The sequence below is a fragment of the Pseudomonas auratipiscis genome, from assembly GCF_036324085.1.
Classification (GTDB): Bacteria; Pseudomonadota; Gammaproteobacteria; order Pseudomonadales; family Pseudomonadaceae; genus Aquipseudomonas; species Aquipseudomonas auratipiscis.
Map to the genome: position 1 here is coordinate 55,412 of NZ_JAZDCU010000022.1, position 12,269 is coordinate 67,680.

The 12,269-nt window shown below is 59.1% G+C and carries 11 protein-coding genes; 6 read left to right on the forward strand and 5 right to left on the reverse strand.

Going from position 1 to position 12,269, the window contains the following annotated elements:
* Positions 1 to 15: 15 nt before the first annotated feature.
* The 4 genes from V0R60_RS23640 to V0R60_RS23655 all read left to right on the forward strand — a co-directional run bounded on the left by V0R60_RS23640 (position 16) and on the right by V0R60_RS23655 (position 6,559).
* On the forward strand, positions 16 to 1,080 hold the full coding sequence (locus V0R60_RS23640) for an imelysin family protein (RefSeq protein WP_136474722.1): 1,065 nt from the start codon (positions 16 to 18) through the stop codon (positions 1,078 to 1,080).
* A 2-nt stretch (positions 1,081 to 1,082) separates the two neighbouring features.
* Complete coding sequence (locus V0R60_RS23645) at positions 1,083 to 2,180, forward strand: DUF1513 domain-containing protein (protein WP_330080791.1); 1,098 nt, start codon at positions 1,083 to 1,085, stop codon at positions 2,178 to 2,180.
* A 139-nt stretch (positions 2,181 to 2,319) separates the two neighbouring features.
* A complete protein-coding gene (locus V0R60_RS23650) occupies positions 2,320 to 3,471 on the forward strand; it encodes an efflux RND transporter periplasmic adaptor subunit (protein ID WP_136474720.1) in 1,152 nt (383 codons plus the stop codon).
* Between the two features lie 13 nt (positions 3,472 to 3,484).
* Positions 3,485 to 6,559, forward strand: coding sequence for a multidrug efflux RND transporter permease subunit (locus V0R60_RS23655; protein WP_330080792.1), 3,075 nt, complete (start codon positions 3,485 to 3,487; stop codon positions 6,557 to 6,559).
* A gap of 74 nt (positions 6,560 to 6,633) precedes the next feature.
* Here V0R60_RS23655 and V0R60_RS23660 read toward each other — a convergent pair whose 3' ends face one another.
* From V0R60_RS23660 to colR, 5 genes are all read right to left on the reverse strand, one after another.
* Positions 6,634 to 6,858, reverse strand: coding sequence for a hypothetical protein (locus V0R60_RS23660; protein ID WP_330080793.1), 225 nt, complete (start codon positions 6,856 to 6,858; stop codon positions 6,634 to 6,636).
* Positions 6,858 to 7,565 (reverse strand): lipopolysaccharide kinase InaA family protein, encoded by a 708-nt coding sequence (locus V0R60_RS23665; RefSeq protein ID WP_136474717.1) that lies wholly within the window; start codon positions 7,563 to 7,565, stop codon positions 6,858 to 6,860. The genes V0R60_RS23660 and V0R60_RS23665 overlap by 1 nt, the downstream gene beginning before the upstream one ends.
* A gap of 6 nt (positions 7,566 to 7,571) precedes the next feature.
* Positions 7,572 to 8,252, reverse strand: a complete 681-nt coding sequence (locus V0R60_RS23670) for a class I SAM-dependent methyltransferase (RefSeq protein ID WP_136474716.1) — start codon at positions 8,250 to 8,252, stop codon at positions 7,572 to 7,574.
* Positions 8,253 to 8,362: 110 nt separating this feature from the next.
* Positions 8,363 to 9,661 carry a sensor histidine kinase gene (locus tag V0R60_RS23675; protein WP_136474715.1) on the reverse strand — a complete coding sequence of 433 codons (1,299 nt, stop codon included), beginning with the start codon at positions 9,659 to 9,661 and terminating at the stop codon, positions 8,363 to 8,365.
* A complete protein-coding gene (gene colR, locus V0R60_RS23680; protein ID WP_136474714.1) occupies positions 9,651 to 10,334 on the reverse strand; it encodes a two-component system response regulator ColR in 684 nt (227 codons plus the stop codon). The genes V0R60_RS23675 and colR overlap by 11 nt, the downstream gene beginning before the upstream one ends.
* Before the next feature lie 189 nt (positions 10,335 to 10,523).
* Here colR and V0R60_RS23685 point away from each other — a divergent pair, with 189 nt between their 5' ends.
* Positions 10,524 to 11,288 carry a phosphatase PAP2 family protein gene (locus V0R60_RS23685; RefSeq protein ID WP_136474713.1) on the forward strand — a complete coding sequence of 255 codons (765 nt, stop codon included), beginning with the start codon at positions 10,524 to 10,526 and terminating at the stop codon, positions 11,286 to 11,288.
* Positions 11,289 to 11,623: 335 nt separating this feature from the next.
* Entirely contained in the window at positions 11,624 to 11,920 is a 297-nt protein-coding gene (locus V0R60_RS23690; protein WP_136474712.1) for a DUF6124 family protein, read from the forward strand.
* Positions 11,921 to 12,269 lie beyond the last annotated feature (349 nt).

A 12,269-nucleotide genomic window follows, 5' to 3' on the forward strand; every position in this document is an offset into this window, starting at 1 on the left:
ACCAAGGAGCCGGGCATGTTCCGACCTAAACTGTTGTTCACCAGCCTCGCCGCTCTTGCCTTGGGCGCCTGCTCGCCGCAGGACCCTCAAGCCGTGACATCTGCGGCCATTGCCAAGCAAGTGATCTTGCCGACCTACAGCCGCTGGGTAGAAGCTGACCGTCAACTGGCTGTCAGCGCCCTGGCTTACTGTGAAGGCAAGTCGGACCTTGCCACGGCACGCGCCGACTTTCTGCACGCGCAAAAAGCCTGGGCCGAGCTGCAACCGCTGTTGATCGGCCCATTGGCCGAAGGCAACCGCGCCTGGCAAGTACAGTTCTGGCCCGACAAGAAAAACCTGGTCGGTCGTCAGGTCGAGCAACTGGTGGGCGCCGACAAGCCGGTCGATGCTGCAAGCCTTGCCAAGTCCAGCGTGGTAGTGCGCGGCCTGTCCGCCTACGAGTACATTCTGTTCGACAGCAAGCCAGACATCGCCAGCGCCGAACAGAAGGCCCGCTATTGCCCGTTGCTGGTCGCCATTGGTGAACATCAGAAAGCCCTGGCCGAAGAGATTCTCAAAGGCTGGAACAACACCGACGGCATGCTCGCGCAGATGACCAAGTTCCCCAACCAGCGTTACGCCGACTCCCATGAAGCCATCGCTGATGTGCTGCGTGCGCAGGTTACCGCACTGGATTCGTTGAAGAAAAAACTCGGCGCGCCCATGGGCCGCCTGAGCAAAGGCATTCCTCAGCCTTTGCAGGCAGAAGCCTGGCGCAGCCATTCCTCGCTCAAAAGCCTGGAAGCCAGCCTGAGCGCTGCACAAACCGTGTGGGTAGGTGTCGACAACCAGGGGCTGCGCGGCTTGCTGGGCAAGGACCAGAAAGCCCTGGCCGATAAGATCGACGCGGCCTACGCCAACGCAGTGAAACTGCTGAACGGCGCACAGAAGCCGCTGGGCGAACTGCTTGAAGACGAAGCCGGTCGCCAGCAACTCAACGATATCTATGACAGCCTCAACGTCGTCCACCGCCTGCATGAAGGCGAGTTGGCCAAGGCGCTGGGCATTCAGCTGGGCTTCAATGCCAACGACGGTGACTGATCATGTTGCGACGCCAGGCTCTGAAAATCGGTAGCGTCCTGCTCAGCGCCATCACGCTGGGCGGTTGGACCCTGTTTCGCGGCAAGGACAACGGCCCACTGTTGCTTTCGGCGCGCGACGACGCTGACGGCAAGCACTATGCCGTCGGTTATCGCCTCGATGGTACGCAGGTGTTCGCCACCGAGGTCGGCCAGCGTTGCCACGACATCATCAATCACCCCGAGCAGCCAATTGCCCTGTTTGTCGCCCGGCGCCCCGGCACAGAAAGCTACCTGATCGACCTGCGCGATGGCCGCTTGCTGCAAACCATCGCTTCGCAGCCGAACCGGCACTTCTATGGTCATGCAGTTATCCACAAGAGCGGCGAATGGCTGTACGCAACCGAGAACGACACCACCGATCCAGGTCGTGGCGTGCTCGGGGTCTACCGCTTTGACGGTGAGCGCCTGCACCATAGTGGTGAAATCTCTACTCACGGCATCGGTCCTCACCAGGTGTCATGGATGCCAGACGGCGAAACCCTGGTGGTCGCCAATGGGGGGATTCGCACCGAGGCTGAAAGCCGCGTAGAGATGAATCTGGATGCCATGCAGCCAAGCCTGGTGCTGATGCAGCGCGACGGCACCCTGCTGAGTAAAGAAGTGCTGTCGCAACAGATGAACAGTGTGCGCCACCTGGCGATTGCCAATGACGGCACCATCGTCGCGGGCCAGCAGTTCATGGGCTCAGGCGAGGAAACGGCTGAATTGCTGGCGATCAAACGACCGGGGCAGGCGTTTCAGGCTTTTGCCGTACCGGAGCAGCAACTGCAGTCAATGGCCAACTACACTGCCAGCGTGGCTATTCACAGTGAGCTGCGCTTGGTCGCCTTGACAGCGCCTCGGGCCAATCGCCTGTTCATCTGGGACCTGGATACCGCCCAGGTTCGCCTGGACGCCCCGATGCCAGACTGCGCAGGTGTTGGCGCGGTGGCCGACGGTTTCGTCGTAACCTCGGGTCAGGGCCGTTGCCGTCTGTATGATTGCCGCAAGAGCGAGCTGATCGGCCAACCCTTGCAGCTACCTTCCGGGCTCTGGGACAACCACTTGCACCTGGCCTGATCGGCCTTACTGTCATTGGGCCTGGAACACAGGGTTCCCAGGCCAGGTCAAATGCGTAATATTCGGCTACATCGCACGTGGGCAGGATCGCCCGTTGTCGTGCCAAACGAACAATAATTCGTATCCAAGGAACTGGACTATGCTGCGCCGCCGCATGCTCATCATGTTAGGTGTTGTTCTGTTACTCGTGCTGGTTCTTGGAAGCTACAAGGCATTCTCCATCTATCAGCAGGTCCAGATGTTCTCGGCCCCCAAGCCACCGATCAGCGTGGCGGCGACCGAGTCCAGCGAGCGCGCCTGGCAAAACCGCCTGCCCGCTGTTGGCAGCCTCACCGCCCTGCAAGGCGTCGACTTGAGCCTGGAAACCGCAGGCACGGTCAAGAAACTGCAATTTGAATCCGGGCAGAAAGTCAGCAAAGGCCAACCCCTGCTGGAATTGGACAGCGACGTTGAAACCGCGCTGCTTGGCACCGCCCAGGCCGACCTGGGCCTGGCCCAGGTGGACTTCAATCGCGGTAGCCAACTGGTCGGTAGCCAGGCTATTTCTCGCGGAGAATTCGACCGCCTGAGTGCACAGTACAAGCGCAACAAGGCCGTGGTCGACCAGCTCAAGGCTGCGCTGGCAAAAAAGAGCATCAGCGCCCCCTTCAGCGGCACCATCGGCATTCGCCAAGTGGATATCGGCGCCTACCTGGCCAGCGGTACCGTAATTGCCACCCTGCAGGACTTGAGCAGCCTGTATGTCGACTTCTTCGTCGCCGAGCAGGCCATTCCCAAACTGAGCATTGGCCAGCAAGTGCTGGTCAGCGTTGCCGCTTATCCTCAGCAAACCTTCCCCGGCACAATCAGTGCAATCAACCCCAAAGTCGAAGACAGCACACGCAACGTACAAGTTCGCGCCACCCTGGCCAATCCAGAGGGCAAACTGTTGCCTGGCATGTTCAGCAGCCTGCAGGTGTTGCTGCCCAATCCGCAGCCACGGGTGGTGGTGCCGGAAAGCGCGGTGACCTACACCCTTTATGGCAACTCGGTGTATGTAGCCGTCGCGAAGAAGAACGAGGAAGGCCAGGTGCAGAAAAATGCCGAAGGCCAACCCGAACTGGTCGCCGAGCGGCGCTTCGTCGAAACCGGCGAACGTCGCGATGGCCTGGTGGTGGTCATCAAGGGCCTGGAAGCTGGGGAGCAGGTGGTGACCGCCGGACAACTGAAACTGACCCAAGGCGCCTCCATCACGATCAGCCCGGACAAGACCCTGCAATCCGCGCCCACCACCCCATCACGGATCAACTGATCGAGGAGGCATCATGGCTTTTACCGATCCGTTCATCCGGCGTCCGGTGTTGGCCAGCGTGGTCAGCCTATTGATCGTGCTGCTGGGCTTTCAGGCATGGAGCAAACTGCCGATCCGGCAGTACCCGCAAATGGAAAACGCGCTGATCACGGTCACTACCGCCTATCCCGGGGCCAACGCCGAAACCATCCAGGGCTATATCACCCAACCCATGCAGCAAAGCCTGGCCAGTGCCGAGGGCATTGACTACATGACCTCGGTGAGTCGGCAAAATTTCTCGGTCATCTCCATCTACGCGCGCATTGGCGCTGACAGCGACCGCCTGTTCACCGAATTGCTGGCCAAGGCCAACGAGGTAAAGAACAAACTGCCTCAGGACGCAGAAGACCCGGTACTGAGCAAGGAAGCCGCCGACGCTTCGGCGCTGATGTACATCAGTTTCTACAGCAGCGAGTTGAGCAATCCGCAGATCACCGATTACCTGTCGCGGGTGATTCAGCCCAAGCTGGCTACCCTACCCGGTATGGCCGAGGCGGAAATCCTCGGCAACCAGTTGTTTGCCATGCGCCTGTGGATCGATCCGGTAAAACTGGCAGGTTACGGCCTGAGCGCCAATGAAGTAACCGATGCCGTACGACGCTACAACTTTCTCTCGGCTGCCGGCGAGGTCAAGGGCGAATACGTGGTGACCAGCATCAATGCCACCACCGAACTGAAAACCGCCGAGGCCTTCGCCAGCATTCCGCTCAAGACCAGCGGCGACAGTCGGGTACTGCTCGGCGACGTGGCGCGCGTCGAGATGGGCGCGGAAAACTACGACACTGTCAGCTCCTTCGATGGCACGCCTTCGGTATACATCGGTATCAAGGCCACCCCCGGGGCCAACCCGCTGGATGTGATCAAGGAAGTACGCAAGTTGATGCCGGAGCTGGAAAGCCAGCTACCACCCAACCTCAAGGCGTCCATCGCCTACGACGCCACTCTGTTCATCCAGGCATCGATCGATGAGGTAGTGAAAACCCTGGTCGAAGCGGTGCTGATCGTCATCGTCGTGGTGTTTCTGTTTCTCGGCGCCTTGCGTTCGGTATTGATTCCGGTCATTACCATTCCCTTGTCGATGATCGGCGTGCTGTTCTTCATGCAACTGATGGGTTACTCGCTGAATCTACTGACCTTACTGGCAATGGTGCTGGCTATTGGTTTGGTGGTGGACGATGCCATTGTCGTGGTGGAAAACATCCATCGGCACATCGAAGAGGGCAAGACACCGTTCGATGCAGCCCTGGAGGGCGCCAGGGAAATCGCCATGCCGGTGGTGTCGATGACCATCACCCTGGCGGCGGTGTACGCCCCCATCGGCTTTCTGGAAGGCCTTACCGGGGCGCTGTTCAAGGAATTCGCCCTGACCCTCGCCGGTGCGGTGGTAATTTCCGGCATTGTTGCCCTGACACTGTCGCCAATGATGTGCGCCATGCTCCTGCGCCACGAACAAAACCCCAGCGGCCTGGCACACCGCCTCGACAAGCTGTTCGAAGGTCTCAAGGTGCGCTATCAGAAGCTCCTGCATGCCACCCTCAACACTCGGCCTGTGGTGCTGGTTTTCGCGGTCATCGTACTGTGCCTGATTCCGGTGTTCCTGATGTTTACCAAGAACGAGCTGGCCCCGGATGAAGATCAAGGCGTGATTTTCATGATGGCCACCGCACCGCAGCCCACCAACCTCGACTACCTGAACGCCTACACCGATGAGTTCATCGAAATCTTCAAGGCCTTCCCCGAGTACTATTCCTCGTTCCAGATCAACGGCTTCAACGGTGTGCAGTCGGGCATCGGCGGGTTCCTGCTCAAACCCTGGAACGAGCGCAGTCGTACCCAAATGGAACTGTTGCCACTGGTGCAAAGCAAACTTGAGGGCATTGCCGGCCTGCAGATCTTTGGTTTCAACCTGCCCTCCTTGCCTGGCACCGGTGAAGGCCTGCCATTCCAGTTCGTGATCAATACCGCCAACGACTACGAGTCGTTGCTGGAGGTGGCCGAACGGGTCAAGGCGCGCGCCCAGGATTCAGGCAAGTTTGCCTTCCTCGACATTGACCTGGCCTTTGACAAGCCGGAGGTCGTCGTTGAAATCGATCGGGCCAAGGCCGCGCAAATGGGGGTGTCCATGGATGCCCTGGGCGGCACCCTGGCGACGTTGCTGGGCGAAGCGGAGATCAACCGCTTTACCATCGATGGTCGCAGCTACAAGGTGATCGCCCAGGTCGAACGCCCCTATCGGGACAATCCCGACTGGCTGAGTAATTACTACGTAAAAAGCCAGCAAGGCCAGATGTTGCCGTTATCGACCCTGATTACCATCAACGACCGTGCGCGGCCCCGCCAGCTCAACCAGTTCCAGCAACTCAACTCGGCGATCATCCAGGGTTTCCCCATGGTCAGCATGGGGGAGGCATTGGAGACCGTGCGCAACATTGCCCGCGAAGAAGCCCCGCAAGGCTACGCCGTAGACTATGCCGGTGCCGCACGGCAATTCGTTCAGGAAGGCAGCGCGCTATGGGTGACCTTTGGCCTGGCGCTGGCGATCATCTTTCTGGTGTTGGCAGCGCAGTTCGAGAGCTTCCGCGATCCACTGGTGATCCTGGTCACCGTGCCGTTATCGATCTGCGGTGCCCTGATTCCGCTGTTCCTCGGCATATCGAGCATGAACATCTACACCCAGGTCGGTTTGGTGACGCTCATCGGCTTGATCAGCAAACACGGGATTCTGGTCGTCGAATTCGCCAACCAGTTACGTGAGAGCAAAGGGCTTACTGCCCGGGAGGCAGTGGAGGAAGCGGCTGCAATTCGCTTGCGGCCAGTCTTGATGACCACGGCGGCGATGGTTTTCGGCATGTTCCCGTTGATTCTGGCCGGCGGTGCGGGCGCGGTGAGCCGTTTCGACATCGGTATTGTCATCGCCACCGGCATGTCAGTGGGCACCCTGTTTACCCTGTTCGTACTACCGTGTGTCTACACCCTGCTGGCACGAGCGGATAAACCTCAACTCGCCCCGACCAATTCTCACGCCAGCCTGCCTCACGATCCGCGGTAACTAATCATGGGTAGCGCCTCATGGATAGCGCTTCATGGGTAGCGGTGAGGCAGGCGTGCGTTAAGCACCCTCCGTCAGCTTTGTGGGCGTAAGCCTTGGCTCATTCCAAACAGAAAAAGTAGCAGGTCATGATCAGGACTGGCAGTTACCTGACTCTTGACCACCCGCGGTAGCGGACACTGCTCGGGAGCGGCATGGCTGAATACCACGGGGCCAGGTTCCTCCCAGGCTGCCACAGCAGCAGTGGCCACCCCGAGAGCTGCCACCAGAAACAAACCTCGAGCTATTTCTAGTTTCATTACTCTAAACCTTTGACTGCGCTGCCAAACGCCGTTTTGTAAAAGTAGAGTAGCTTTCGCCATTCTGCGTCATTGAATGACGAATGGCGGCGCAGTTGCTTTAGGTCATTGGCCGCTGCGCGATGGCAACTGATACGTCGCCGGCATTTCTCGAGGTCGAGCAGTGCCACTTCGGCGCGGGCCTCATCGCCTTCACCTATCACCTTGATGAACACATGCTTGCCGTACAGGCAGCCATGTTGCCAATGACCGCGGTGCATACGGGCCAGGTTCTGTGCCAGGTCCGCCAGCATGCGTTCATGCAACGCCTCGCTGTAACGTTCGCGCGCGCCACTGGCGTACCAGCTGTCGCTATCCTCGAAACCGTCCAGCGCCTTGCTGACCAGCAATGCGCGCCATTGATTCTGCGCATCACGTTCGACGCCGCAATAAACGACATGCGGTACGCGCACGCCCAACTGCTCGAAGCTGTTGATTGCATCGTACTCGCGCAATACCGTCGGGCGGCCGAATGGGTGCATCAGGCTGCGGTAGATATGACCAATCTGGCGTTTGGAATACAGCATTTGGCCATTTTCATCGTTGAGCCGCTGCACACCGCTTTCCCCACCACGGCGCTGATTCGGCTCTTCCACCCATTCGCCCTGTTGCTGCCAGAAATGGTCAAACCGATTTGCCGCCGTTGGTTCTGAACGCCCTACCGCCATGCCTCACTACCCCTTACGTAATACATAAACTCGCCACATGGCATAGAACGGTAAAAAGTCCAAACGTTCCTGGATGCGGAACCCAGCGGCCTGGAACTCTTCTTCGACCGTGGCAACCGGTAACACAAAGCGATTCTGATAACTGCCCTTTCCGGTTTCAGCGTAACGATCCTGCTCGAGCTTTTTACGCCGCCAAGCCTTGAAATTGCCGTCAACCCACAGCGACAAGATTACGCTATCGCGGGTAACACGTTGAAATTCCGAGAGAATTGTTTTCCGATGAGCAGCATCACCAATGTGGTGCATCAGGCGCATGCAGAAAATACTGTCGACCGAGTTGTCCGGCAAATCGATCGCGAAAGCTGAAGTTTGCAAGGTCCGTACCCGCTCGACTATATGCGCAGGTTGCGACTTCGTGGCGGTCTCGAGCATTGCTTCAGAGTTGTCTGCGCCGATGATCACGCGATTGGGCTTTTCTGCTAGCAAGGGCCAGAAGCGGCCCGCGCCACAAGGAAGGTCGAGCACCAACCCTGGCTCACCAACCAGGGCCAGCGCGCGACGGGCCAATTGTTCATCCCGCTGGTGAGACAAGCGCCGAGCCAGGCCATCCTGATGCTTGAGAAAGTACTCCTGGGCGTGCTGCTGGTCGTACTTCTCGGAAAACTCGAGTTTGATGGGGCTACGCATGGTGCATCTCCTGACTCCAATGCCGCCCACCTTAAGCAGGCAAGCGTCAGTGCCAGGTTATGCCGGTGTGAAAAATTCGTTAGCGGTAGCGATAAACGCTACAGAACATTTCACGCATCTTCGAGGGGGCGTTCCGGGCCACGGCTCAGATCCACGTGAAAACAGCAACCATGGGGCTCCATCGCAGTCAGGCTCACCGTCCAGTTCTGGTCATCACAAATTCGTTGTACCAGCGACAGCCCAAGGCCAAGGCCCTCTCCTCGCCGCTCATCACCACGAACAAAAGGACGGAACATGGCCTCACGCTGTTCTTCCGGGATTCCCACGCCACTGTCCTCAACCCTGAACCCATCCGGTTCCAGAATCAGGCGAATGAACCCGTAGTCGGTGTAATGCGCGGCATTACGCAACAAGTTGCCCATGACCGCTTGCAGGAACGTGGCGTTGTACAGTGTGGGTAATCCCGCCTTGGCATCGTAATGCAGCGTCAATCCTTTCTGCTCGATGGTGTCGCGCCAGACGCCAACCAGGTCATCCGCCACTTCCTTGATACTCGCCTGCGATGCCACGGCGCCTTCGTCTCGCTGGGCACGGGCCAGCATCAAGAAGGTTTTTACCAACTCCTGCATTTCTTCGGTGGCGCGGGCGATCCGCTCAACCTGGGAGCGCGCGCGGGTATCGATATTGGGGTTGACCAGCAATAGCTCGCACGAGCTGGCCAGCACCATCAACGGTGTACGCAACTCGTGGCTGACATCACTGGTGAACAACCGCTCGCGCGTCAAGGCGTCGCGCAGACGGCCAAGGGTGTCGTCAAAGGCGACGGCCAATTGCCCGACTTCGTCAGCCGCATAATCCGGCGCCAGCGGCGGGGCCAGGCCCAGCAACTGATCGCGGTGTCGCACCTGATGCGCCAGGCGAATGACCGGCGCCATGACCCGTCGCGCCAGTACCCAGCCCAGAAATACGGCCAGCACCAGGCTCAGGACAAAGCCCACCACCACAACAGCGAACAGCACGCGCTCACGCTCTTCGAAATCGCTCTGGTCCTGCAGCAGTACATAACGCCGTCCATCCACGATCTCGACCATGGCGTGATAAGACAATTGCTCGCGGAACACTTCGTGAAAGCCCTGGCTCAGGTGGCGCAAGTCCTTGGGCATCTCGAAATCATCGCGCCCGCCACTGTAATAAAACAACTGGTCCGGACGCGGCCTGTGGCTCCAGTCGTTGACACTGTCCATACGCAACAAACGCTGCAGGTCACCACCGAGCACCGCCGAGATGAGACGTTCCTCAACCAGATGCACGGTGGCAACGATACCGAATGCGAAGGCGCCAGCCACCAGCGCACTCATCAAGGCAAAGGCAATGATGATCCGCTGGGCAAGGCTTTGTTTAAACTCCATCACGGCCCTCGGCCAAGCGGTAACCGACGCCATGCACGGTGTGCAACAACGGGCGCTCGAAAGGCTTGTCGATGACTTGGCGTAGTTGGTGTACGTGGCTGCGCAAGCTGTCGCTGTCAGGGCAATCATCGCCCCACAACGCTTCTTCCAACACCTCGCGACGCAGCACATGCGGGCTCTTCTGCATCAATACCGCCAACAGCTTCAAGCCAACCGGATTGAGCTTGAGCAGTTTGCTGTCGCGGGTAACCTCCAGGGTATCCAGATCGTAGATCAGGTCACTGACCTGCAAGGTACGTCGACCGCCACCCTGGGCGCGGCGCAGTACCGCTTCGATACGGGCTGCCAGCTCCGACAACGCGAAGGGCTTGAGCAGGTAGTCATCGGCGCCGGAGCGAAAGCCCTGCAAGCGGTCATCGAGCTGATCGCGAGCGGTGAGCATGATCACCGGCGTATCGCGACGAGCGTCTTCACGCAGGCGCTTGCACAGGGTGTAGCCATCAATGCCCGGGAGCATGATGTCGAGCACGATCAAGTCATAGTGTTCTGTGGCTGCCAGGTGCAAACCCGACAGTCCATCCTGGGCACAATCCACCGTGTAACCTTTCAAACCCAGGTAATCGGCCAGATTGGCGAGGATATCGCGGTTGTCTTCAACCAATAGAATTCGCATGGAGCTTCTCCCGTCCGGGGCATTTGCCTGCTTGGCAGGCGCAGCTTACGGCCATCAGCCACGCTCGGCTAGGTGGCCGAGACTTTATTGCAAGCTAACGATTTTTTCACTTTGTCTTCACGGACAAGTTATAGCCTCTCCTCGAGAATTGCCGGTCCGGATTGTCCCCTCGACCTGCCTGGACCTGCCATGCCCCTACCTGCCGCATCTCGCCCGCTCAATATGTGGATCGCCCTTGGGGTTCCCGTTGTCATTGCCCTGACCCTTGTTTTGCTGGAGCTGACCTCCATGGACATGGACCTGGCCAAACTGGCATTCGATCCAATAGCAGGTCAGTTTGTAGGGCGCCACAGCTACTTTCTCGAAGACATCCTGCATGACCGCGCCAAACAGGCAGTCATCCTTCTTAGCCTGGGCGCCATCATTGCTTTCATCTCAAGCTTCTTTTGGTCACGTCTTAAAGGCTGGCGTCGAGAGTTGGGCTATCTGGTGCTGGCGATGGCCTTGTCGACCAGTTTTGTCACGCCGGTCAAAGCGGTGACCGCGGTGCAATGCCCATGGAGCCTGAAGGAGTTCGGCGGCAAGGAAACCTACAGCGAACTGCTCAGCCCCCGTCCTGCCACCGACAAACCTGGGCGTTGCTGGCCAGGCGGGCATGCAGCAACGGGCTTCACCCTGTTTGCCCTGTTCTTCGCCCTGCGCGACCGCCGCCCGCGCCTGGCCCGCGCAGCGTTGCTGTTCGCCTTTGGCTTGGGCACGGTCTTCTCGATTGGACGCATGCTGCAGGGCGCACACTTCTTCTCGCACAACGTGTGGACCGCGGTGTTCTGCTGGCTGATCAGTCTGGGCTGCTATTACTGGGTGCTGTATCGAAAACCGGCGTCGGTCGCTGTGGGCGCAGCGCAGCGACAACGCGACATGACCCGTGATAGCGCCAATTCAGCCACCCCCTGATTGGCGACAGCGCCTACCTCACAACGGGCAGCGACAAATCGCAAGTCTGTAGGCGTTTTCTGTCGGACTATTCTGAATCATACTTCCGGTGCCGTTGCCTTGTTGTGCCAGGCCCTTCCTGGGCCTAGGCTGCTGTCGTCGTTGGAAAATCCAACGATCGGATTTAGCAGTCCGGCTCAATACTCGATGTCGACGGCACAACGCTATATGGCGGTTGTACGTGGGGCGCCTTCGGGTGCGCCGGGGTTCCTCGAGTATCCGGTCTGCTAACCCGCGTACAGCTGCCACCTCCGTTTAGCAGCGAAGCGTGGTGGCTTCATAACTCGAGGCCAACTATGAAAAAGCTCGTCCCTGATCCCCCCGATCTATCCACCGCAAGCACTGCCAACACGCCATTCGGCACCAACGGCATGTTCAACGTCCGCGAAGGCATTCCCGCCGAAGAAGCGCTGCTTCACGCTTGCCAGCTACTGCGATGCGCCGAGGCCACGGTCAGCGATGCACTCGATCACCTCTCCCTCAACGACCGCGCTATCGTTTCCGGCGCAGGCCAGCACGTAGAAGCTGCTCGGGCATTGATCGATGCAGTGCTTGATGGGCTTGGCGTGCACCGTATTTTCTCTCATCGATAGCTGGGCGGCTGGCTGGAAGCACGGGAACAAGTCCGCTCCTAGCGGATGGTTCACTGCCAGTGGAGCATGTTCGCTACGCGCCAAAAAGGTTGATCGCGGAATTCCGTGAACTACGCACCGGGCCTGCTTGCGGGTGAGCACCGGAATGTGGCTCGTGTGTCGATGGGCATATCCGTTTGATATGGTGGCACCACTGGCTGGTTTCGCCTTTACGGCGACCCACTTTTGTCGGGGCAAAAGTGGGCATGGGCCTGTCCCTGCATTCGGCCCTACGCTGCGCTCCGGGTTCCCTCATTCCACCCTTGCTCCCGTGGGGACCGCGCCGAAGGGCCGTCCTGGCCCTGCGGCG